This window comes from Haladaptatus sp. HS23 (assembly GCF_056892285.1).
The window spans coordinates 93,399-115,720 of the sequence record NZ_JBXGLH010000004.1 but is presented as its reverse complement, the minus strand read 5'-3'; the positions used below and the strand labels follow the sequence as shown (position 1 = coordinate 115,720).

Sequence of the window (22,322 nt, the reverse complement as noted above, 5' to 3'; positions counted from 1 at the left end):
AGTATGCGGGGGAGAGGTGTTTGTGGGTTTCGGAGCGCCGCCGAGGGTCGCCCTCGTTTTTAAGACGTATCCGTCCGAAACCGATGGTATGACCGACATCGCCGTGGTCGCGGATGACATCGAACTCGACGAACCGACGTTGGTCGAAGGGCTCCCCGGACTCGGGTTGGTCGGTAAAATCGCCACCGACCACCTCATCGAGCGATTCGACATGACCTACTACGCGGCGGTGGACTGCAAGGGCATCCCCCAAATCGCGGTGTACGAGGACGGCGACCGGGATTTGCTCCCGCCGGTTCGACTGTACGCTGACGAGGAGCGCGATTTGGTCGCGCTGCGAAGCGACGTTCCCATCTCGGCGGACGCCGCACCCCAGTTCGCGAACTGCGTCACCGCGTGGGTCGAATCGAACGACGCGACGCCGCTCTACCTCAGCGGCCTTCCCCACCAGAAACAGGCCGAGACCGTCCCCGAACTCTACGGCACTGCCACGGGCGACTTGGGACAACTGCTCGACGAGTACGACATCGACTCGCCAAGGGAAACGGGGGCGGTCAGCGGCCCGACCGGCGCGCTCCTCCACCGGGCCAGCAGAACCGGCGTTGGCGCTATCGGCCTCATCGTCCAGTCCGACCCGCAGTTTCCCGACCCCGCCGCGGCCAAGGTCCTCCTCGAAGACGGCATCGACCCCATCGCCGGTATCGACGTGAACACCGACGAGTTAGTCGAGAGTGCCGAGGAAATCCGCCAGCAGAAAGAGCAGTTCGCTCAGCGGATGCAGGAAACCGAAGAGGCGGAGAGTTCACAGGCGAAACCGCTCCGGATGTTCCAATAGCACCTTTTTCTGCACCAAAAACCTCCTCCCTCGCTTCGTTCCACTCCGCTCGGTCGTCGGCCCGGAAAATCGGAGATTTTCCGGCGAATGTGCTAGCGACCGACGATTGTATCGATTGCTCGTTTTTGCCAATCGTGTAACTGCACCGGTTCGACGGTTGCATCGGCGGGGAATAACCGATGTTTATATCGAGTCGAAGAGAACGGACGAAATACACGATTCGAATGAGTAACGTAATCCTGCGGTTGTACGGTCACGCGGCCCTGTTTGCAGGCGTCGTCGGGGTCGGATTTGCGGTGATGGTGCTGACGGTCAATCCGACCAAGCTTGTCACGTGGAGTGCCGGATTGGTCTGTCTCCTGCTAGTTGTTCTCGGTGTCCGGACGATACAGGCAGCTTAGACGCCACTGTCGGATTTTTGCTTTTGTCGTTTTCGGTATCGTAGCCGACGCCGGTTAGTTTCGAGGCAAAAATTCGTCGTTGGGGGACCGCCCGGGTGCGCTTCAGATTCCGCTGTAATCCTTCGGAATCGCGGTTCCGGCGGTGACGTTCTGGCCGTCGGCACCGGGAATCGACGCGTGGCCGCTACTGGTCTCGATTTCGAAGTGGAGGTGCGGGCCGGTCGAGTTCCCGTCCTCCCCCATGCCGCCGATATAGTCGCCCTGACTCACCGCCTGGCCGTCCGAGACGGCGGTGCTGTTGAGGTGGCCGTACTCGGACTGGTAGCCGCCGCCGTGGTTGATGTAGATGTACGTTCCGTAGCCGCCGGGGTCTTCGGCCGTATAGGCCGTCCCGCCGTGGGCGGCGTAAATCGGCTCTCCGATGTTACCGTTGGCCCCGATGTCCACGCCGTAGTGGTAGCCGCCGTCGCGCGGACCGTACGGCGACGTGATGTACCCCGTAATCGGCCACACGAAGTCCGAACCGCTGCCGCCACCGGACGTGGACTGGAGGTACCGCTCGACGGACCAGCCCCAGACGTTCCGGTCGAGCCAATGGACACCCCACCACGTGTAACCGCCCTTGTCCGTCGGTCCGTTCATGATTTCGCCGACCTCGCCGTCGTTCACGGTGGCGACGACGGGTTGGTCGGTTCCGGGTTGTTCGCGCGTGTTCAGCGCCGTGGTCGCTGCAACGCGCTCGCCGACCCGGTCAGTACCGCCGTTCCGGTGAGGGCCGTCGCGGTGGTACCGAGCGACTTCAGGACCGATCGCCGTCCAAATTTGCGTGACATAGCAGCTCTAGTAACCCTGTGCAGGGAATTAAATTTTACTAATTTCTATAAGAATAATATATTGTGCTATAGAGTCATGTGCATTCGAGCTTTAGAACCACCTTCACCGTCCCGTCGGTCGGTTCGGTCGATACGAAATGCAACCACGACGCTTTTGGGTGCGAACCGCTTTCCCCAAATCATGAGCGACACGGACGACGTTGATTTGGACCAGTTCTTCCGCGACGTGGACAAGGTGTACTCCGAGTACGACAACGGCTACATGGACGCCGACGCGGCACTTTCGGTCATCGACGACCACCTCGAAGCGCTCCGGGGACAGGTCGAGTAATCGAAGCGAAGAATTATCCTCCCCCGTTGCGTGCGTTCGGGCGTATGACCGGCTTTTCGGACAGGGTCGAACACGTATCGATAAGCGGCATTCGGAAAGTGTTCGAAGCCGCAGGTGAGGACGCTATCAATCTCGGACTCGGGCAACCGGACTTTCCGACACCGGACCACGCACGGGAAGCGGCGCTCGAAGCCATCGAATCGGGTGCGACGGACGCGTACACGTCGAACAAGGGAATTTCCCAACTTCGGGAGGCCATCAGCGCGAAGCACGACCGGGACAACGACCTCGTGGTCCCGTCGGAGAACATCATCGCCACGGCGGGCGGGAGCGAAGCCCTCCACATCGCCCTCGAAGCGCACGTCTGCGCGGGCGAGGAGGTCATCTTTCCCGACCCCGGGTTCGTCGCCTACGACGCCCTGACGCACCTCGCAGGCGGGACGCCGAAACCGGTTCCCCTCCGCGAGGACCTGACGCTCGACCCGGCGACTGTCGAGGAGAACATCACCGAGAACACTGCCGCCTTCGTCGTCAACAGCCCCGGGAACCCGACCGGCGCGGTGTCGGGCGAGGAGGACATGCGCGAGTTCGCTCGTATCGCCGACGAACACGACGTGCTCTGCATCTCCGACGAGGTGTACGAACACATCGTCTTCGAGGGGGAACACTACTCGCCGATGCAGTTCGCCGAGACGGACAACGTGGTCGTCGTCAACGCCTGCTCGAAGACGTACTCGATGACCGGCTGGCGACTCGGGTGGGTCGCCGGAAGCGAGCGCAGAATCGAGCGCATGCTCCGCGTCCACCAGTACGTGCAGGCCTGTGCGAGCGCCCCGGCGCAGTTCGCCGCGTTGGGTGCTCTCTCCGGCTCACAGGACCCCGTGGACGAGATGGTCGAATCGTTCGAGGAGCGCCGCGACGTGCTCCTCGACGGTCTCGCGGACATCGGTCTCGAAACGCCGACGCCACAGGGCGCGTTCTACGCCATGCCGAAGGTCCCTGAAGGGTTCGTGGACGAGGTTATCGAACGCGGCGTCGTCGTCGTCCCCGGCGAGGCATTCGGCGAACACGGTACAGGTTACGCTCGCATCTCCTACGCGACGAACATCGAGGAACTCGAAGCGGCGCTCGAAATCATGGGCGAGGCGGCCGACGCGGTTCGCTGAATTTTTCCGATTTTTCGCGGCCTGAGACTTTATCATGGGCGACGTTGTGGGTCGATTCGATGCCCATCGCACGCCGCGGTTCCGGCGTGGTCCCCGCAGCACGTGCAGTCACATCGCAAGTACATCCGGTGTTCATGCTCCCTCCCGTCGCCGCATCGTGGTTCGGGAGCATGTTGGCCGGACAGTTCTCGCTCGTGACGGGGCTACTCCACATGGTCGCCATCTTCGCCGCCGTCTACACGGCCCACGTCAAGGACGGGTACGTCGATTTCTACGTCCGAGGTGAGGACGACGACCACCCGCTCACCGAACGCGGGTGTAAACTCCTGCTCGTCGCCGCCGCCGCACTCTTCGCTGCCTGTCTCGCGGGACTGTGGCTCACCGTCGGTATCGGCGCGGTCCTCATCACCCTCCCGACGTGGTTCATCGGCTACCTGCACGCGCCGCAACTCGATACGAACCCCGTCAGCACGACCACCGGTTATCCGCTCGGTATCGCGCTCTCCATCCTCGGCGGTTACTACGTCCAGACGGGGACCCTCTCGCTCGTTTCCCTCGCGTTCGCGTTCGTCTTCCTCGTCCTCCTCTCGGGTGTGAAAGTCATCGACGACGCACAGGACTACGACTACGACCGCTCCATCTCGAAGCGGACCGTCGCCGTCGCGCTCGGCCAATCCCGCGCCCGGACGGCGGCCTACGGTCTCATTCTGACCGCGCTCCTCTGCGTGCTCGGACTTTCGGTGGCGCAGGTGTTTCCGCCGAGTTCCGCCGTCGCGGTTCTGGCGTTCGGCGTCGTTGCCGCAATCGCGTACCGAAGCGGGCCGGAACTCGCCACCATGTTGCTCATTCGCGGGTCCTACGTCTTCCTCGCGCTGTTGCTGACGGCGGTGTGGTTCCGGCCGCTGTCGTGATTAGTACCAACTCGGGCGACCAGCGGGCCGTATCCACGGCACCCGATACGTCCTACTGACTCACGAACGTCTCCATTTGCACCGTATCCATATCAGAAATGTCCATCTCCAAATCGGACATTTATCTGAAATAACGCTTACGCCCCCGCTCCCCGTTTTGTAATCGTATACGTGACTGACCGACCAGTAGCTGAAGACAAAGCCTACGCCTATATCACTCGCAGCGCCGCTCATACCCGACAACTCCTCGTGTTCGAACACGCCAATCAAGACGCAGGTGTGCAAGTACCGAAGGGAACCATCGAGGACGGAGAGGACCCCCACGATGCCGTCATCCGGGAGGTCAAGGAGGAGAGCGGCCTGACCGAATTCGAGGCCGTTCGACCGCTTTCTACCGACGTATGGAACCACCACGAAAAGCCGAAGGCGTATCGTCGCCACTTTTTCCACCTCGTGGCCGACGAGACGCGCGACGAGTGGCGACACACGGTCACCGGAAACGGCGATGACAACGGCGTCATCTACAGTTACTTTTGGGTCCCTCCTGGCTCGTGTTCGCTTGCACGAGACATGGACGACTACATCGGGCGGATTGTGGACTGATTCGGTCGAATCCGCGAGTGGTCACGAGTCGAGCGACTGGCACCGGTCAATCCACCGCGTTTTGAAAGCTTCATTTGTAATGACGTGTCCCACGAGGTCGGAGATCGCCGTGATACCCTCGTCTCGACACCACGAGACACATAGTTCGTATTTCGACACCGAAATCCCGTCAGTATCGCGGACGACGCGGAGTTCCTCCGCGCCGGAGAGGTGGGCGACGAAGGCGCGCGTGTGTCCGTCCGTGAGCGTCCACCTGTCGTCGAATTTCCGCACGGGAAGCGGGTCGTAGTTCGGCGCGTCGAAGTCGAACCACCCAGTCACGAGCGAGAGTTTCGCCCCATCGAGGTACAACTGACTGGGCTGGACCGCGGTCAGCGGGAGGGTGAAGGGTTCCGTCATGGACACATATCAACGCTTATCCACGAAAATACCGTGGGTGAAACCATGCCCGAACTGACCCACGACGATGCCGTCGTCAACGGTGTGCGTCTCCACTATGTCGAAAGCGGGAATGGCCCGCTCGTCCTCCTGCTTCACGGTTTCCCGGAGTTCTGGTACTCGTGGCGCGAACAGATTCCCGCACTCGCGGCGGAAGGATACCACGTCGTCGCACCCGACATGCGCGGCTACAACGCCTCCGAGAAACCACACGGCGTCGACGCCTACCGAACCGACGAGTTGGTCGCCGACGTGACCGGCCTTATCGACCACTTCGGCGAGGAGAACGCCCAAGTCGTCGGCCACGACTGGGGCGGTGCGGTCGCGTGGCAGGTCGGAATCGAACGCCCCGAGCGCGTCGACAAACTCGCAGTACTGAACGCACCCCATCCGGCACGATTCCGTGAGGAACTCCGAACGCCGTCGCAACTCAAACGCTCGTGGTACATGTTCTTCTTCCAACTGCCGTGGCTCCCCGAACGGTTCCTCTCTGCCCGCGGGTACGAGTCCATCGAGAACATTTTCAGGGACAGCGCGAAGAATCCGGAGGCGTTCGGCGAGGAAGACGTTCGGCGCTACGTCGAGGCGGCCGCACAACCCGGCGCGTTGACCGGTTCCATCAACTACTACCGGGCGTTGTTCCGGGAGAACGTCCCGGCGGAACTTCGGTCCGTCCTCCGTGGGGATGAGGGGTCCTTCGACGTGTCCGTCCCGACCATGCTGATTTGGGGAACGGAGGATTTCGCACTCGGCAACGAACTGACCGAGGGGTTGGACCGGTGGGTTCCAGACCTTCGAATCGAACGGCTGTCCGACGCTAGCCACTGGGTACAAAACGACAGACCGGAACGGGTGAACGAACTGTTGGCCGACTTCCTCGAAGAATAAGCACGTAGCTTTTTAGCGTCGTCGAACCGATACACCGCCGATGCTGCTCGTACTGGAAAACGAGGTGAACTCGGACTATCGCTATTTCGTCCGCTCGATGGAGTCGTTTCTCCCGGACCACGAGGTGTACGATTACGTCGCGGCGGACGAACCGCCGTCACTCTCGAACGTCGATGGCGTCATCGTCGCCGGGAGCACGGCGGGCGTGTACGAGCGGGACGAGAACCCGTGGATGGACGACGAGGCGGCGCTCGTTCGCGAACTCGTCGAGCGGGAGGTTCCGACGCTGGGCGTCTGCTTCGGTCATCAGTTGGTTAACTACGCGCTCGGTGGTTCCGTCGAACATCGCGGTCTGAGGAACGAACTCGTCCGCGCCGACTTGGCGAACGACCCGCTCTTCGACGGCGTTTCGCCGGTCGTTCCGGCGGTCCACGGCGACCACGTGGTCGAACTCGGCGACGGGATGGAACCCATCGGTTCGACGGCGTACAACGAGTACTTCGCCACCCGACACCGGGAGATGCCGCTGTGGACGACGCAGTTTCATCCCGAATTCACGGACGAACTGCACCCGCAAATCGCGGCGGACTTCGGGTGGGAGGAGAACGGACTGTCCTTCGATGACGTGAACGGGGAGCGGGTTTTCGAGAACTTCGTCGAACTCGTGGACGGGTCGTGACGAACGCTATTCTCACTCTTGTCGCTTTCTGGCCGCCGCGCGCGCCGCCGGTTCGTGGTCCTTGTGCCAAACCGGGACGTCGTTGATGTCCCAGTACCGAACGTCCTCGCCCTCGTGTGACACCCGGAGTTCGCCGCCCGTGACGGAACAGAGGTAGGAGTGCCGAACGAGACAATGTGGACCGTGTTCTCCGGGCGTTCTCGTGTAAATACCGGCCAACTCGTCCACTTCGACCGTCAGACCCATCTCCTCACGGGTTTCCCGCACGGCGGTTTCCGCCGGGGATTCGTTGGGGTCGGTGTACCCGCACGGAAAACACCACGTCCCGTCGTCGGTTCGTTTCTGGAGCAGGAGTCGTCCGTCGGAATCGAAGATAACGGCCTCCGCACACACCTTCGGGGTGACGTATCCGACCTCCTCGGCGAAGCGCCCTCGAACTTCCTCCGGCGGCAGGTCGTACGACCGGCCGTACCACTCGCTCACGAGGGTCTGGATTCGCTCGTAGCGCTCCTCGTCGTACGGGTCGTCGGCGTATTCGAGGCCGACCTGTGCCATGATTCGGAGTTCGTCGAGGAGGGCGGTGAAGTCGTCTTCCGCGGCGTTAGACATCGAACCCTCCGGCGCGAGCGCGATTTCGTGCCATACTCATCGTATGAAAGAAACCGGATCGATATCAATCAATGGGTGGCGAGCGGGGTCGAAACCGGAAACGGGGACGTGAGGAAGTGAGCAAGTGAGGAAATACAACGGGTAGACGAACGGCTCACTTCGCGGTGCTGACGATTTTTATCACGTCGCCCTCTTCGAGTTCGTAATCGTCGCTGATGTCGCGCTTCGATTTGGCGTTCACGGCGTGGAGGTAGCCGTCGCCGATGTCGCTGTGGACCGCGTAGGCGAGGTCACGCGGTGTGGAACCGCGTTGGAGGAGAAACGCGTCCGGAAGGACGTTTTCCTGCCCGTCCGTCCACTTCGATTCGTTCTGGACGGGGTAGGCCGTGATGCGGTCGAGGAGGTCGTAGGCTGCGGCGTCCAAGCTTTGCTGAACCCCGGTGCCGCCCCACTCCTGCATAACGTCCCGAATCCGTTCCAGTCCAGCCCGCTGTTGGTCGCTCAGGTCGTCGATTACCTCGAAGTCGTCGTCGCCGGGGTCGTAGTCCACCACGCCCGCCTCGACGCCCTGTCGGAGCGCGAGTTCCCCTTCCGCCGTCGCCGGGATGACCATCTTCCCCGTCTCGTGGAGTCGCTCGATGTTCTCCTCCGGCGCGACGTCGGCCTTGTTCGCCACGAGGATGATGGGCTTCGTCCGGGCGCGGATGTCGCGGGCCAACTCCTCGCGGTTCCCGTCCGTCCACTCCTGCGGGTTGCCCGGATAGTCGAGTCCGCGGAGGCTCGTCGTCACGTCGTGTTCCGTCGCGCCGAACCCCGTCAGCATGTCCGCGAGCGCCTCGTCGATGTCGAATCCGGGCGAGCGGGACTGGCGAACGATGCCCTCCCAGTTACGGTCGATGATGCCGGTCAGCCACTGGTCCATCTCCTCCTCGATGAAATCCACTTCCTCCACCGGGTCGTAGCTCCCGACTTCGACGGGTTCGCCCTCCTCGTTCGTCCCACCGGAGGCGTCCACGACGTTGACGATTGCGTCGGCGTTGGTCAGCGCGTCGAGGAACTGGTTGCCCAACCCCCTGCCCTCGTGTGCTCCCGGCACGAGTCCGGCCACGTCCAGCAGTTCGATGGGGACGTAGCGCTTCCCGTCGTGGCAGTTGTCGTTCCCGCAGCGCTCGTCGCGTTCGAGGCAGGGGCAGTCAGTGCGGACGTAGCTCACGCCGCGATTGGCGTCGATGGTCGTGAACGGGTAGTTCGCCACGTCAACGTCGGCCATCGTGGCGGCCTTGTAGAAGGTGGACTTCCCGGCGTTCGGTTTGCCCGCGAGCGCGATAGAAATCATGTTCGTCCATACCATGGAAACCCGGAATTGTCTTTCGGTTTTTCCGACGAGGATACGTGCTTTGAGTCGAGTGACGGGGTGGGACAGGAGTCGGATTTTGATTTTGGATGTTCTGTGGTAGCAGTGACAGAGGATCGAACTTCGAACGCTCCCGCTCGCTACGACGTGATACTGGCTTTTAGAACGTCGAAACTGCCGGGGTGTTGTCTTCGAAAGCCCTCGCCACGCTCGCGGTCTCCGGAAGACGTTCCGGCTCACATCCGTTCGCGGGCATGCGACTTCCGTGGTCACACTCACTCCCGTTCGCGTGACCGCCGGTGCAGGATATTCTGGACGCTCCGCAACGTCGGCCAGAATAGGTGCCTACACAGCAACCACGTGAACGCGAGCGGGCGACCCCTTTCGGTCCACCCACACACCGCACCGCGACAGCCACGCCCTCCCCAACCGATTCGCTTCGCTCATCCCTCGCGTGATAGCCAAACAGACCCTCGGCATGACGCCTCGGGCCTGCTGACGCACGCGCCGAGGACGTATGGTCAATTTCGATTAGACCAACTTTCGGCCGTGGCGTGCGCTGACGGTGGATGACCGGAGGAGCGAAACGGGGGAGGGTGTGGACGGTGCGGTCGTGTGCCGCCAGTATTCGCCCACGAAAATACCCCAGAGGTTCCAGTTCAGCGGAGACGAACGCACCGGAATGGAGTGACTTCTCCGACGAGAACGCCGACTTTCTGCTACTTTCCATCCGGCCGCAACAGGCTATATCGACCGTGGCGTAGGGCGCGTGCCATGCCAGCAGTGAAAGTCATCAAAGTGCTCGGAATCTCCGAGGAGTCGTGGGAGGACGCGGCCAAAGAGGCGTTCGGGAAGGCGAGCGAGACGGTCGAAGACATCTCGGGAATCGAAGTCGAAAGCTGGACGGCGAACGTCGAGGACGGGGAAATCAAGGAGTACCACGCGACGGTGGAGATGGCGTTCCCGGTTCACGGGATGGAGTAGATAGCAGAAGAAAGCGACTACTCGTCGGCGAACGCGCCCGCGACCAGCATGGGGACGACGAGGGTGGCTTCGGCCTCGACCTGCACGTAGTTTTTCGCTTCCTGCTTGATTTTGCCCCACGAGACGGCTTCGTGCGGCGGAGCACCGGAGAGCGACCCGTCGCCCTCCATGCCCGTCGAAACGTAGACGGCGTAGTCCGCACCGCCGCGGAAGAGGTTGGTCATGATGGCGTGGTGCTTGGGGACGCCGCCGCCGAGGACGATGAGGCCGGTCTTGTCCGCCAACAGGCCCTGCTCGATGAGGGTGTCGTAGTCGTCCACGATTTCGATGCCGATGTCCGAGTCGTAGCCCTGTCGGTAGTAATAGAGGAAGTTGCCGACCTCCGCGTCGGTCAGCGCGGGACAGAAGATGGGGATGTCGTTGTCCGCGGCGTTGGAGAGGATGGAATCCTCGTCGTCCAGCGTCTCGCCGAGTTCGCGCGAGAACTCCATCGGCGTGCGGACCTTCTCCTCGGCGAAGAAGTCCTCGAAGAAGTCGTTCAGGTAGGACTCCAACCAGACGTAGCGGTCGGAGGGAACGAAGATGTTGCCGAGGCGGTTGATGCCGCGCTCGCGCATCTCGGCTTCGTCCACGTCCCACTCGCCCATCTTGAACGGCTTTTCGGTCTTGATGACGTCCTCGGTTATCGACCCGGAGGTGGTGATCATCACGTCGACGAGGTCCTCGCGGGTGAGGTAGGCGAGCGTCTCCCGCAGACCGGACGAGACGATGTTCGAAGTGAAGGTGAGGTATATCTCCGCGCCCTCCTCGCGCATCGCCCGAATCAGTTCGACCGCCTCGTAGAGGTGGGTCGCCTGAAACCCGGTCGTCTCGTACGACGACAGCATGTCGAAGAAGTCGAAGTCGCCCCTGAAGTCGTAGCCGGCAACGTCCTCGGAACCGAGGGCTTCCTCGCTCCCGGGAACGACGTGGTCGTGGCTTTCGTCACTCATGGTCCGTTCTCATCACCGAGCGAAAATGAGTCTTCAGTTTCGTCCACCGATTTGCTAGGTGCTAGCAGACGCATTCACTACGTGTTTTCAGGTGACGTGCCGTCCGAGTGACGAGGACGGCGAAGGTTCGGGAACCATCGATAGTGACCCATCGAAAGCGCCTCTCGAAGACTGTTGAAAAAAGCAAGCGGCCGATGCTGTCCCGGTGTCTCTGAACCCCGCGATGACCGTCGTTCGTCGTCCCGCCTACAACTTGACGGCCATCATCACTTCGTCCACGTACTCGCCGTCTATCTTGTAGTGGTTCTTCCGCACGGCCTCGGTTTCCCAACCGTGTGCTTCGAGGAAGTCGATGGCGTTTCCGTTGGTCGACGGCGCGCTCTGGTACACCTTTTCGTAGCCGTTTGCGCCCGCCCACTCCAATCCGCGTTCGAGGAGGTGGCTGCCGATACCGTGGCCCTGATACTCGTCCAGCACGCCGACGGTCAACTCGGCGGTGTGGCTGAGTTTGTCGAGTTCGGGCGCGTTGAGGTGGACCCACCCGACCACTTCGTCGCCGACGGTTGCGACGAAGAACATCCGCGATTCGAGGTCGTTGTGGCGGAGCAGGGCGTCCTGATGGTCGATTTCGTCGGCGACGGTTTCCGCGACGATGTACGACCCCTCTTGGGCGACTTGCCGAATCGCACCGATGATTCCCGAGAGGTCTTCCTGTCGCGCGGGTCGGATGATGAACTCCACGTCGTCGACGTCGAATTCCTCCTCCGCGCCCGTTTCGAGCGCGACGGAGAGCGTCTCCTCGTCCTCCGAAAGGTAGCCATCCCGGCGGAGGATGGCGACGTGATGTCGGAACCCGCTGGGGTCGATGCGGAGCGAGTCCTGCACATCGTTTACGTTCGCTGTTCCATGGCGCTCGACGTACTCGTAGATTCGGCGGCGGTCGTCGTGGCCAAACTCCAGTTTCTCGGAGAACTCCATGCACTCTGTTACCATCTATCTGTACTTATTATTAACGATGGATTTGACACCCCGCTGGGAGTTTCCGATGCCGTCCGGCGAATCATCCGCCGAATTCGCCGCGCGATACTTGTAGCATGGTGTCGTGCTATCTCTCTGGGGGAATCATGGATTACAGCGATTTCATCGGACAGGTACAACACCGACTCCAGTTGGGCAAACAGGGGCAAGCGGTTCGAGCGATTCGCGCCACGCTGACCACGCTCGGGGAACGATTGCAGGAAGGGGAGGCGAAAGACCTCGCGGGGCCGCTCCCGATGGAAATCGACTGGTATCTCCTGCAGGCCGATTCGGGCCAGCGATTTCACTTCGACGAGTTCGTCTCCCGGGTGGCTGAACGTGAGAGCATCGACGGGGGGGACGCGCTCTTTCACGCGAAGGGTGTACTGTCGCTCGTCGCCGAGGTCATTCCGGAGGGCGAGTTCGAGCAGATACGCGGGCAACTCCCCGAGGAGTACGACCCGCTCTTCGAACTCGTCGGAAACGAAGACGCGTTCGGCTAGGACCCCGCCCGCCGCGTTTTCCGGTCGGGAACGCAGGTCAGCAACTGCACGGTGTCGTGCAGGTCGTGGGTCTTTATGACGAGTTCCGCGACTTCGCGCACCGTGAAGTCCGTCTCGATTTCGTAGCCGTAACAGCGCGCGTACAGCGCCAACCAGTCGTTGAGTGCCCGTTCCATCCGTTCCATCTCGTCCGCGTCGAACCGCACGAACTCGCCGGTTCGCCCGTCGATGTACACGGAAACGACGTCTCCCACACCCTCACGGAGGTACGACACCGCCATCTCCTCATCCGACGGGTCGGCGGGGGCGTCGAACGATTCGCGTTCGTCCCGCGCCCGCTCGGCGAGTTCCGCGATACGCTCGCGGTACTCGCTCATCCTTCGCGGAACTCGACACCCTTACCGCCGCGGGGATGCTCCCACTCCGTATCGGCGACGAGCGCACACGTCCCACACTCGACGCAGGGTTGCGTGTCGAGGCTGACGATTTTCTCCTCGTGGCTGTTCTCCTGTACCGTCTCCTCGCGGTAACAGCCGCCGCCGAAGTCCTTCGCGCTGACCGGGCAGGCCGTAACTGCTGCGCCGCTGGCCTCGTAGGAGTTGTCGCGCAGTCTGATGTGCGGGTTGCCCACGTCGGTATCGTAGGTCAGGTCGCCGATACGGTCGGCGAGGCTCTTGGGTTCGACCTCGTTTTCGTCCGTGATTTCGGTTCCCAACTCCTCCGCGATGACCGTCGGCAGCGTGACGTACGGCGTCCGCGTGTCTGGAATCATCGAGGAGAGGTACGGCGAACCGTACAGGCGTTCGAGTTGCCCCGACATCACGCCGGAACTGAGTACCGCTCGGCCGAGCGACGAGGAGAGGACGTTGTCCACGAGTTCGCTCATCCGGTCGTTCTCGGCGATGCCGCGAGTCGCGCGGTACTGGCTGGGACGGAGTTTGCCCATCACACCCTCGTCTTCGAGTTTCTTCTCGTAGAGTCGTCCCGCCTTCTCGGGGTCGCCGCGCATCCGCGCCTCCGCGAAGGCTTCGGCTGCCAGCGCTCCGGCGGTCACGGCGTGGTTCATTCCCTTGATGATGGGACCTTGTGCCTGCATCTGTCCACCGGCGTCGCCGACGAGGACGAGTCGCCCGCGGTGCGGTGCCGGGTGGGCGACTTTCTTCGAGTCGGGGACGAGCTTCGCGGAGTACTCCACCTCGTCGTAGTGGCCGTTCAACCACTGGGCGAGAAGCGGATGGGTGAGCAGGTTGTCGAGCAGTTTATGCGGTTCGGCTTCCTCCGCGACGAGGCTGTCGAGGTGGAAGACGGACCCGATGGAGAGCGTCCCGTCGTTCGTGTAGAGGAAGCCACCGCCGCGAACCTCGTCGAACAGGTCGCCCGAGAAGAGGTGTGCCGCACCCGTGTCCGGACCGACGTCGAATCGCTCGTCGATGACGTCCTCGGGCATGTCGATGACGGCCTTGACGCCTTGGAACCACTCCTCCGGTTCGTCCCAGTCCATCAGTCCGGCCTGGCGTGCGAGTTCGCTGTTCACGCCGTCTGCCGCGACGATGAAGTCGGCTTTTATTGGGTCGAGTTCGTCGCAAGTGACGCCGACTATCTTTCCGCGTTCGCGGAGCAGGCCGTTCACCCGAACGCCGGTCAGCAGGCCGCCGCCCGTCTCGTGGGTCATCTCGTGGACCTGCTCGGCCAGCCACGAATCCATCTCCCGTCGGAGAACCGCGTCACACCACTCCGTGTCGTGCTCGTGGAGTCGGGTGATGTCGAACGATTTCACCTTGTTGCCCGCCACGTTGTGGATGTTGTAGTCCGTAATCGGCCGTTCCGTCGCCTCCTCGCGGAAGTCGGGGAACAGCGAGTCGATGGTGTAGGGTGACGTCTCCTCGGCGTAGATGAGGCCGCCGGAGACGTTTTTCGACCCGGCCTCGACACCGCGTTCGAGGACGAGCGTTTCGATTCCGTTGCGTGCGAGCGTCGCGGCGGCGGCGGCCCCACCGGGTCCGGCACCGACCACGACGGCTTCGTAGTGTTCGTATTCCTCGCTCATCGTTCAGTCATCGTCCTCCGCTACGACCGCGTCCAGTTCGCCCGCCCGTACCGCGTCCGTCAGGCGGGGAAGCACGTCGAACATGTCCCCTTCGATGAAGAAGTCGCTGAAGTCACGGATGTCCGCGTCCGTGTCGGTGTTGATGGCGATGATGGTGTCCGACTCGTCCATCCCCACCTTGTGCTGAATCGCGCCGCTGATACCCGCCGCGATGTACAACGGTGGTGCGACCACCTGTCCCGTTTCGCCGATCTGACGCTCCTCGGAGACGTACCGCTCGACGTGTCCTTCGACGCTGTAGGAGGCCGTCACCACGCCGCGGGACAACCCGAGGTCGGCGTCCTCGAAGGCGTCCACGAGGTCCAGCGCGAGTTCGATTCCCTCCGTCGGGTCGTCGCCGATGCCGCGCCCGATTGAGACGATGACTTCCCGTCCGGTCAAATCGACGCCGGTGTCGAGCGTGTCCCACTCGGTGACTTCCACGCGAAACCAGTCGTCCGGGAGGTCGATGTCGTGGGAGACGACCTCGCCTTCGCGGTCCCCGTCGGGTTCCATCGCGTCGAAACTCCCCGGAATCACCGAACAGCCTTGCGGGTGGAACTCCCGGTCCGGGTTGTCGATACAGAGGATGGTCGAGTATTCGAACCCGGAGAAGTCCGGGCGTTGCATGTGCAGGATGCGCTCGAACTCGATTTTTTCGCCGGGTTCGCCGGTCTTCACCGGGTTCGAGATGAGTTCGTCCGTGATGGTCAGGCCGGAACAGTCGCTCGCCAGTCCCGAGTCGAGTTCGCCTTGTACCTGCGCGGAGAGGTCCCGCCCGTTGTTCGTCGCCGGGAAGAGGAAGTATCGCGGCTTGTCGTAGTCCTTCCAGTCGGACGTCGTTCGCGCCATGTCCGCCACGATTTCGGTGTACGGCTTGTGGCGGAACCGTTCTAATCGGTCGTCGTCGTGATAGACCGCCACGTCCGCGCCGAGGGTGATGCATTCCGCCGCGAGTTCTTCCATGTCGTCGCCGACGAGGACCGCGACGACCCGTTCGTCGTCGCCGTAGTCCTCGGCGTAGCCGTCCATCAACTCGCGGGCCTTGCCGAGCATCTCCTTCGATACGTCGAGAAGTTCGCCGTCCTGCGTCTCGCAGTACACCCACATGTCGCGGTAGACGCCGTTTTCGAGCGCCCGGACGTGCTTTTTATCCGCGGTTGCCTCCCCTTCGTCGGGGCTTTCCACGTCCTCTTCCGTCGCCTCGTACTCGCCTTCGGTTTCGGTGTCGTCGGTTGCTTCGTCGGACCCCTCCGCCACCTCGTCGATTCGTGCCTGAATCACCTCCTTGGCCGTCTTTCGGTCCTTCCCTTCCTCCTCCGCCGAAAGGAAGTCGGACAGTTCTCCGGGGTCCTCGATGGTTCGTACGTCGTCCTCTATCTCCTCGACGGTTCGGTCGCCGGGGTTTGTGTCCGTCATGGTCAGTCACCCGCCGCGAAAGGTCGCATCGTTTCGAGCACCTCGGTCATCGCTTCCTCGTCGTCCAACGTCGCCATCGTGGCTTCGCGCTCGGCCGGAGCCTTCGGAATCGGGTCAACCGAGGAGACGATGGTCGGCGACCCGTCCAGCCCGATGTACTCGGAGTCGAGGTTCAGGTCCTCGTGGTCCCACGTCGTGAGGAACTCCTCGTACTCTTCGGCGCGCTCTTCCGTCTCGGATTGCAGTTGTTTTCGCCGGAGTCGGTGTGAGGCCTTCCGATAACTCGCTTCGTACTCGGGGTCGGTGACGATGAACGCCGGGAGCGGGGATTCGACCGTCTCGATTTCGTCCACGTCGCCCTCCACCAATCGCTTGGCGCGGACCGTACCTTCGTCCTCGTCCACGTCCATGGCGATGACGTGCGTGATGACGGGGTAATCGAGACACCACGCCGTCTGCGGACCGGTCTGGCCAGTCTCGCCGTCCGCCGTTTTGAATCCCGCGAGCACGAGGTCCGGTCGACCTATCTTCTCGATACCGGCGGAGAGGGTTATCGCCGTCGCCCACGTGTCGGCGGCGGCCATCTCGCGGTCGGAGAGCAGGTAGAGGTCGTCGGTGTACGTCTCCATCGCCTCGCCCAATACGTCTGCGTAGCCGGGCGGTCCCATGCTCATCGCGCTCACCTGCCCGCCGTGTTTCACCTTCGTCTGGAGGGCGGCGTTCAGTGCGAACCGGTCGTTCGGGTTCATCACCGTCGGGGTTCTCCCACGTTCGAGGTGGCCGTCTTCGTCGAAGGACACCTGCCCCTCGCGGAAGTCCGGGACGCCCTTGGTCAACACGACCGAGTGCATCGGTACCTCCTCCCGTGAGTGTTTTTAGTTTGCATACGTCAATCGTTACCAATACCGTCTGTCGTTATTATACTGTCGGAGGTATAACAATTATCTGACATACGGCTTCGATTCAATCGGCTGTTGATGGCTATCGCTCGGCGGTCGTCTCCACGAAAAGGTATCATTACTCAGGCTTGTGGTGCGGGTCCGTCGGACCCGCTTCGGTCCCGATGGGTCGTCTCGACGGCCTCCGAGGCGTCCTCGTCGTCGCTTTCGTCTTCGTCCACTTCTTCATCGGTCGATTTCCGCGTGTCGGCACGTACCATCGTCATCTCGCCGCGGGCGCGCATGGTCCCGTCGGCGGTGGCGTTCTCGTGAAATTCGAGGTCGGTACAGGAAACGTCGCCGAGTACCTCCGCGCCGTCTTCGAGGACGACGGTACCGTTGCGCGTCGTCACGTCGCCGTGAATCCGCGTTCGGTCGCCGACCACGATGTCGCCGCGCGCACGGAGGCTTCCGAACAACTCGTCGTCCGCGCCGACGACTATCTCCTCCGCGCGGATGTTGCCGTGGAGCCGACAGCCGTCGCCCACCGTCGCGGGCGTCGAAACACGCCACGCGTCGTCGCTGACGTGGGCGCTCCGCGGAATCGTTACCGGTTCCGCCTCGCTCTCGTCAACCACCTCGTCGATGATTCCTTGGGCGGCCTCCTCCTCACCGAGTCGGAGGAGTTGCGACAGATAGACGAACAGGAACACGACGGTCGGCATGGGGTTGCGGATGACGATCCACCCGTTTGCCTCGAACCCCTTGTCGATCTGAACGTCGTCGCCGATGTCGAGGTCGCCGCTGACCATCAGTTGCCCCGTGACGTGGACGCGCTCGCCCAAATACGCGTCCTGTCCGACGAGTACGTCGCCGTCCACGTCACACCAGAGGTCGAGTCGGCAGTCCGCTTCGGCCTCGATGTGACCGCCGAAGGTCGCCCGTTCGCCCGCGATGACGTTGTTTCCGCGGACACCGAACTCGACGGTACTCTGTGCACCGACGATGATGTCCCCGTCGGTAACGAGGTCGTGTTCTTCGACGGTGGTCCCGTCGGGAATCGAGAGTTCATCGAGAGGGTCGGAACGGAGCGGCACACATCCTACCAGCAAGTCGCTCGTAATAAAACCTCCCGAGACCGTCAGACGTTCGTCTGTCACGTTTCAGATTCCCGGCGAAAAATTCGGACGAGACGTGACAGTGGAACGGTTTCACGTCCTTCGACGTCGCGGCGTTCTCCCCTCATCGTGTTCTGTAGCTTTTTTACCTGCCCACGGCGAACGCCGTGGTATGACCACGCTCTCGTTCGATGACGACGGTGTCGATGTCGTCTACGAAGGAACCGAATTTCGTCTCTCCAAGGACCTCATCGAGGAGGCGACCGAAAAATCCTACTACGACGTCACGGATCACCAAGTCCTCCACATCGTGGAGAAGGACCCGGCCACGGGCGGGCAGGCGCGGCGAATCGGCGACATTCTCCGATAACGGTCGAAACTCCAGTAGGGTTTAGACGAGGGAGAAAAAACGTGACGTATGAATCTCCCCGCCGATTTCGAACACCCCGCATGGATGACCGCTGCGAGTACGGTTGGCTCGTACCTCCTCGTCCTCGTTGCGATGACCGTCCTGCTGTTCGGCGTTCCCTACCTGATTTTCACCGTACTGGCGTGAGTCGTCGTTCCAACCGAACCGCGACCGACTGTTTCTCGCGTCGGGAAGTAGCGACGACGTCGCCGCTCGTTGCCGTAACTACACGCTGAACGAGAATACGACGAACGAAAGAAAACCGAACCGTGGTGGTTCACAGGAACCGCGCCGAGTTCGGGGTCCGGCCCCGAACGAATCAGGCGAACGTCTTCGAAACCTCGTCGTTCTCTTCTTCTTCTTGCTCTATCTTCTCCTGGGCGTCGACGAAGTCCTGCATCGTGATTTCGGTGCGGTCGTCGCGGATGGCGAACATCCCGGCCTCGGTACAGATGGCCTTGATGTCGGCACCGCTCGCGTCGCCCGCTTCGACGGCGAGGTGTTCGTAGTCCACGTCGTCCGCGATGTTCATGTCGCGGGTGTGGATACGGAATATCTGTTCGCGGCCTTCCTCGCCGGGGTTCGGGACTTCGATGAGGCGGTCGAAGCGACCGGGGCGGAGGATAGCCCGGTCGAGCATGTCGAAGCGGTTGGTCGCCGCGATGATGCGGATTTCGCCGCGGTCCTCGAAGCCGTCCATCTCCGAGAGCAGTTGCATCATCGTGCGCTGCACTTCGGCGTCACCCGACGTCTTCGAGTCGGTGCGCTTCGACGCGATGGCGTCGATCTCGTCGATGAAGAGGACGGCGGGTTCGTGCTGGCGTGCGACCTCGAACAGGTCGCGGACGAGTTTCGCACCCTCGCCGATGAACTTGTGGACGAGTTCGGACCCGGCCATCTTGATGAACGTGGCGTCGGTCTGGTTCGCGACGGCTTTTGCCAACATCGTCTTCCCGGTTCCGGGCGGGCCGTAGAGGAGGACGCCGCTCGGCGGTTCGATACCGACCTGTTCGAACATGTCGGGGTTTTCGAGCGGCATCTCGACCGTCTCGCGGACCTCGTTCATCTGTTCTTCCAAGCCACCGATGTCCGCGTAGGTGACTTCGGGGCTCCTCGTGACCTGCATCACGCGAGCGCGAACGTCGGTTTCGTCGTCCAGCGTCTTTACGATAGAGAGGGAGTTGTTCACGGCGACACGCGCGTCGGGGTCGAGTTCATCACGCATCTCCTCGGTCACTTCCGTAACCGCCTCCTGATTGTTGCCGTGCTGTTTGATGATGACGCCTTCCTCGGTTATCTCCTGAACCGTGGCGACGAACAGCGGCGACTGTTTCAGCTTCTTGTTCTCGTGGGTGAGCCGTTCGAGTTTCTGCTGATATTTGTTGTTCTCCGCGTTCGCATCGAGAAGTTTGTCCCGCATCTCCTCGTTCTGGGATTCGAGGACATCGAGACGCTCTTGGAGAGCTTCTATCTGTTCCTGTTGTGACGTACTCTCCTCGTCGTAGGGGAGTTCTACGTCATCCACAGTATCGGTCATCAACTCGGGGATAAGGGCCTGCATCTTAAGAGGCTTCGGGTGCCCGACCTGTTGGTACGAGCAAATATGCCGCGTATTTAATTCCCAACAGTAATACAAAAGAATGGGAAATATTATTACCCTGTATTCAAAATGTGGAGGTGATGAGTGCCCCAGAGCTTTCACGAACGACCGAAAATCGGCTCCAAGACGTGGATTCGACCGCGACCATCCGCGACTTGCCGCCGAGCGCGAAGCTAGTCGCAAAGGTATTGGAATACAACGAGACGATGACCCAAAGTCAACTCGCTGAAGAGACGCTGCTGCCGCCGCGAACCGTTCGCTACGCTCTGACGCGTCTCGAAGAGGAGGACCTCGTGGACTCGCGGTTTTCCTTCTCCGACGCGCGAAAGCGCCTCTACACGCTCGACCTCTGAATTCCGAGCATTTATATCTCATGCCGCGGCCAACAGCGGCAAACCGTGGTCGTTTCCCTTTCCCCCGTTTCGCAGTGTTCGCCCTCCCCCACATCCTTCCATCGCTATCTGTCGTGTTCCCTTCCACTGCGGTCAACGCATCACGTTGGGCGTGACCTCCGGGTAGTCACGGACGAAGGACACCATGCTCCCGAGGCAAGACAGCGGCGTGTTCTCCTTCGATTACTCACGCTCGGCCGTCCGTCGATATTTCGGTTGGACGAGACAGGTGACGGTTCGCCCGCGAGCGACCAACCGCTCCGTCAGCGCGGAGCCGAGAAATCCGGGGAATCCGGTGAGGAAGACGCCCATCTACCGAGCCTCCTCGATTCGTTTGAACAGTCGCATCACGCCGGTCATCGCACGGGCGTACCACTTCGTTGGAACCCGCCGAGGCGGTGCGAGCGAGGCGACCCGCTGTTCTGCGACCGTTTGCGATTCGGTGTATTTCCGAATACCCTCCCGTCCGTGACGACGGCCGATTCCCGAGTTCTTCATCCCGCCCATCGGCGCATCGACGGAGGCCCACGTCGCGTGGTACGGGTCGTTGATTCCCACCGTTCCGCAGTCGATTTGGCGGGCGATGCTCCACCCTCGGTCCGTGTCCGTCGTCCAGACGCTCGCGTTCAATCCCCGGTCGGAGTCGTTGGCGAGCGCGATTCCCTCCTCGTCGTCGGAAAACCGGGACAGAAAGACGACCGGCCCGAACGTCTCCTCGCGTGCCAGCGTCATCTCCTCCGTCACGTCCGTCAGAATCGTCGGTTCGAAGAAGTACGGCCCGATGTCGGGACGTGCGTTTCCACCGACGACGACCGTCGCACCCTTTTCCACCGCATCGTCCACGTGTTCCCGTACCTTCTCGAACTGCCGTTCCGAGACGAGCGACCCGACTTCCACGTCATAATCGAGCGATGGTGCCATCGAAAGTTCGCGAGTCCGTTCCGCGAATCGACGGCGAAACCGGTCATACAGGTCGTCCTGAACGTACAGCCGTTCGAACGAGAGACAGAGCTGTCCGGCGTTGGTGAAACAGCCCTGAATCGCGCCCTCGACCGCGGCGTTCACGTCCGCGCCATTCAGTACGAGCATGGGGTTCTTCCCCCCGAGTTCGAGCGAGCACCTCACGAGATTTTTGCCAGCGCGTTCCGCGACGGTTCGACCCGTTTCGGTGCTGCCGGTAAAACTCACGAAATCCACGGCGTCGATGAGCGCCGAACCGGCCTCGTCGCCTCGCCCGGTAACGACCTGAAAAACGTCCGTTGGCAGTCCCCCTTCCCGGAGGAGTTCCGCGACCAGCAGCGCGGTGAACGGCGTCTCCTCGGCGGGTTTCAGCACGACCGTGTTTCCGGCGAGGAGCGCTGGAATCGCGTCCGAGACGGCGAGCGTGAGCGGGTAGTTCCACGGTGCGATAACGCCGACGACACCCACTGGTCTCCGGTACTCCATCGTCTTCGTGGCGAGCGGAATCGCCCCGTCGCGCCGTCGTGGCCGGAGCAATTCTTCCGCACGTGTGGCGTAGTATCGGGCGTTGGTCGCCACGTCGAGGACCTCTTCGTAGCCGTCTCGTCGGGGCTTCCCGCTCTCCAGACTCATCACGTCGAGGAGTTCGCCCCGTCGGTCCAATACGAGGTCGTGAAATCGCAGGAGGACGTCCGCCCGTCGGTTCACCGACCACGACGACCAGTCGTCCTGTGCGGTTCGAGCGCGCGAAACCGCCGCCGTTAAGTCCGAAGGAGCGCAGACAGGGACTTCGCCGATTCGTTCCCCCGTGAACGGCGCGTCGACCGGGATCGACTCGTCGCGTTCGTCGGCGGAGACCTCGTGGGCGAGGTCGTCCAACGTGCCGGGAAGAATGTGAGTCGTCTGAAACGTCATG

The 22,322-nt window shown here is 62.0% G+C and carries 26 protein-coding genes and 1 pseudogene; 13 read left to right on the top strand and 14 right to left on the bottom strand.

Annotated elements, in window-relative coordinates:
* The first annotated feature begins 88 nt into the window (after positions 1-88).
* On the top strand, positions 89-835 hold the full coding sequence (locus AC1XDK_RS13285; RefSeq protein ID WP_483350378.1) for a proteasome assembly chaperone family protein: 747 nt from the start codon (positions 89-91) through the stop codon (positions 833-835).
* A 224-nt stretch (positions 836-1,059) separates the two neighbouring features.
* Entirely contained in the window at positions 1,060-1,236 is a 177-nt protein-coding gene (locus tag AC1XDK_RS13280; RefSeq protein WP_483350377.1) for a hypothetical protein, read from the top strand.
* 102 nt (positions 1,237-1,338) lie between these two features.
* On the opposite strand, the gene AC1XDK_RS13275 is transcribed toward AC1XDK_RS13280, so the two are convergent.
* Positions 1,339-1,905 (bottom strand): M23 family metallopeptidase, encoded by a 567-nt coding sequence (locus tag AC1XDK_RS13275; RefSeq protein ID WP_483350376.1) that lies wholly within the window; start codon positions 1,903-1,905, stop codon positions 1,339-1,341.
* A gap of 345 nt (positions 1,906-2,250) precedes the next feature.
* Here AC1XDK_RS13275 and AC1XDK_RS13270 point away from each other — a divergent pair, with 345 nt between their 5' ends.
* The 4 genes from AC1XDK_RS13270 (at position 2,251) to AC1XDK_RS13255 (ending at position 5,080) form a co-directional block, all read left to right on the top strand.
* On the top strand, positions 2,251-2,400 hold the full coding sequence (locus tag AC1XDK_RS13270; RefSeq protein WP_483350375.1) for a hypothetical protein: 150 nt from the start codon (positions 2,251-2,253) through the stop codon (positions 2,398-2,400).
* Between the two features lie 44 nt (positions 2,401-2,444).
* On the top strand, positions 2,445-3,566 hold the full coding sequence (locus AC1XDK_RS13265) for a pyridoxal phosphate-dependent aminotransferase (RefSeq protein WP_483350374.1): 1,122 nt from the start codon (positions 2,445-2,447) through the stop codon (positions 3,564-3,566).
* A gap of 59 nt (positions 3,567-3,625) precedes the next feature.
* The gene (locus AC1XDK_RS13260; protein ID WP_483350373.1) at positions 3,626-4,477 is read left to right on the top strand and encodes a UbiA family prenyltransferase; all 852 of its coding nucleotides are present in this window, start codon (positions 3,626-3,628) and stop codon (positions 4,475-4,477) included.
* Positions 4,478-4,648: 171 nt separating this feature from the next.
* Entirely contained in the window at positions 4,649-5,080 is a 432-nt protein-coding gene (locus AC1XDK_RS13255) for an NUDIX hydrolase (RefSeq protein WP_483350372.1), read from the top strand.
* Positions 5,081-5,101: 21 nt separating this feature from the next.
* On the opposite strand, the gene AC1XDK_RS13250 is transcribed toward AC1XDK_RS13255, so the two are convergent.
* Positions 5,102-5,479, bottom strand: coding sequence for a histone acetyltransferase (locus AC1XDK_RS13250; protein ID WP_483350371.1), 378 nt, complete (start codon positions 5,477-5,479; stop codon positions 5,102-5,104).
* Between the two features lie 45 nt (positions 5,480-5,524).
* On the opposite strand from AC1XDK_RS13250, the gene AC1XDK_RS13245 reads away from it, so the two are divergent.
* The gene (locus AC1XDK_RS13245) at positions 5,525-6,406 is read left to right on the top strand and encodes an alpha/beta fold hydrolase (RefSeq protein WP_483350370.1); all 882 of its coding nucleotides are present in this window, start codon (positions 5,525-5,527) and stop codon (positions 6,404-6,406) included.
* Positions 6,407-6,446: 40 nt separating this feature from the next.
* A complete protein-coding gene (locus tag AC1XDK_RS13240) occupies positions 6,447-7,085 on the top strand; it encodes a type 1 glutamine amidotransferase (RefSeq protein WP_483350369.1) in 639 nt (212 codons plus the stop codon).
* Between the two features lie 12 nt (positions 7,086-7,097).
* Here AC1XDK_RS13240 and AC1XDK_RS13235 read toward each other — a convergent pair whose 3' ends face one another.
* On the bottom strand, positions 7,098-7,694 hold the full coding sequence (locus tag AC1XDK_RS13235; RefSeq protein ID WP_483350368.1) for an NUDIX hydrolase N-terminal domain-containing protein: 597 nt from the start codon (positions 7,692-7,694) through the stop codon (positions 7,098-7,100).
* Between the two features lie 154 nt (positions 7,695-7,848).
* Complete coding sequence (locus tag AC1XDK_RS13230) at positions 7,849-9,030, bottom strand: redox-regulated ATPase YchF (RefSeq protein ID WP_483350367.1); 1,182 nt, start codon at positions 9,028-9,030, stop codon at positions 7,849-7,851.
* A gap of 792 nt (positions 9,031-9,822) precedes the next feature.
* On the opposite strand from AC1XDK_RS13230, the gene AC1XDK_RS13225 reads away from it, so the two are divergent.
* Positions 9,823-10,032, top strand: coding sequence for a dodecin family protein (locus AC1XDK_RS13225; protein WP_483350366.1), 210 nt, complete (start codon positions 9,823-9,825; stop codon positions 10,030-10,032).
* Between the two features lie 17 nt (positions 10,033-10,049).
* Here AC1XDK_RS13225 and AC1XDK_RS13220 read toward each other — a convergent pair whose 3' ends face one another.
* Positions 10,050-11,024 (bottom strand): deoxyhypusine synthase, encoded by a 975-nt coding sequence (locus tag AC1XDK_RS13220; RefSeq protein WP_483350365.1) that lies wholly within the window; start codon positions 11,022-11,024, stop codon positions 10,050-10,052.
* Positions 11,025-11,270: 246 nt separating this feature from the next.
* Positions 11,271-12,002, bottom strand: coding sequence for a GNAT family N-acetyltransferase (locus AC1XDK_RS13215; protein WP_483350364.1), 732 nt, complete (start codon positions 12,000-12,002; stop codon positions 11,271-11,273).
* Positions 12,003-12,148: 146 nt separating this feature from the next.
* On the opposite strand from AC1XDK_RS13215, the gene AC1XDK_RS13210 reads away from it, so the two are divergent.
* Positions 12,149-12,544 carry a DUF2267 domain-containing protein gene (locus tag AC1XDK_RS13210; RefSeq protein ID WP_483350363.1) on the top strand — a complete coding sequence of 132 codons (396 nt, stop codon included), beginning with the start codon at positions 12,149-12,151 and terminating at the stop codon, positions 12,542-12,544.
* Here the strand turns inward: AC1XDK_RS13210 and AC1XDK_RS13205 are convergent.
* The 5 genes from AC1XDK_RS13205 to AC1XDK_RS13185 form a co-directional block, all read right to left on the bottom strand.
* Positions 12,541-12,921, bottom strand: a complete 381-nt coding sequence (locus AC1XDK_RS13205; protein WP_483350362.1) for a DUF8055 family protein — start codon at positions 12,919-12,921, stop codon at positions 12,541-12,543. The two genes, AC1XDK_RS13210 and AC1XDK_RS13205, sit on opposite strands and share 4 nt — an antisense overlap.
* A complete protein-coding gene (locus AC1XDK_RS13200; protein WP_483350361.1) occupies positions 12,918-14,591 on the bottom strand; it encodes an FAD-dependent monooxygenase in 1,674 nt (557 codons plus the stop codon). Before AC1XDK_RS13200 ends, AC1XDK_RS13205 begins: the two co-directional genes overlap by 4 nt.
* 3 nt (positions 14,592-14,594) lie before the next feature.
* Positions 14,595-16,049, bottom strand: a complete 1,455-nt coding sequence (locus AC1XDK_RS13195; RefSeq protein WP_483350360.1) for an electron transfer flavoprotein subunit alpha/FixB family protein — start codon at positions 16,047-16,049, stop codon at positions 14,595-14,597.
* Positions 16,050-16,051: 2 nt separating this feature from the next.
* On the bottom strand, positions 16,052-16,900 hold the full coding sequence (locus tag AC1XDK_RS13190; protein ID WP_483350359.1) for an electron transfer flavoprotein subunit beta/FixA family protein: 849 nt from the start codon (positions 16,898-16,900) through the stop codon (positions 16,052-16,054).
* Positions 16,901-17,070: 170 nt separating this feature from the next.
* Positions 17,071-18,024, bottom strand: a complete 954-nt coding sequence (locus AC1XDK_RS13185) for a polymer-forming cytoskeletal protein (RefSeq protein ID WP_483350358.1) — start codon at positions 18,022-18,024, stop codon at positions 17,071-17,073.
* Between the two features lie 193 nt (positions 18,025-18,217).
* On the opposite strand from AC1XDK_RS13185, the gene AC1XDK_RS13180 reads away from it, so the two are divergent.
* Together AC1XDK_RS13180 and AC1XDK_RS13175 are read left to right on the top strand one after the other, a co-directional pair.
* Positions 18,218-18,415 carry a DUF5800 family protein gene (locus tag AC1XDK_RS13180; protein ID WP_483350357.1) on the top strand — a complete coding sequence of 66 codons (198 nt, stop codon included), beginning with the start codon at positions 18,218-18,220 and terminating at the stop codon, positions 18,413-18,415.
* 48 nt (positions 18,416-18,463) lie between these two features.
* The gene (locus AC1XDK_RS13175; protein ID WP_483350356.1) at positions 18,464-18,601 is read left to right on the top strand and encodes a hypothetical protein; all 138 of its coding nucleotides are present in this window, start codon (positions 18,464-18,466) and stop codon (positions 18,599-18,601) included.
* A 172-nt stretch (positions 18,602-18,773) separates the two neighbouring features.
* Here the strand turns inward: AC1XDK_RS13175 and pan1 are convergent, their stop codons facing one another.
* Positions 18,774-19,991 carry a proteasome-activating nucleotidase Pan1 gene (gene pan1 / locus AC1XDK_RS13170; RefSeq protein WP_483350355.1) on the bottom strand — a complete coding sequence of 406 codons (1,218 nt, stop codon included), beginning with the start codon at positions 19,989-19,991 and terminating at the stop codon, positions 18,774-18,776.
* A gap of 143 nt (positions 19,992-20,134) precedes the next feature.
* Between pan1 and AC1XDK_RS13165 the strand changes: the two genes are divergently transcribed.
* Positions 20,135-20,407, top strand: a complete 273-nt coding sequence (locus tag AC1XDK_RS13165; protein ID WP_231183205.1) for a MarR family transcriptional regulator — start codon at positions 20,135-20,137, stop codon at positions 20,405-20,407.
* 228 nt (positions 20,408-20,635) lie between these two features.
* Here AC1XDK_RS13165 and AC1XDK_RS13160 read toward each other — a convergent pair.
* Positions 20,636-20,758: pseudogene (locus tag AC1XDK_RS13160) on the bottom strand (SDR family oxidoreductase); the annotation flags it as partial.
* On the bottom strand, positions 20,759-22,321 hold the full coding sequence (locus tag AC1XDK_RS13155; RefSeq protein ID WP_483350354.1) for a succinic semialdehyde dehydrogenase: 1,563 nt from the start codon (positions 22,319-22,321) through the stop codon (positions 20,759-20,761). It abuts the pseudogene before it with no gap.
* Position 22,322: the final 1 nt, after the last annotated feature.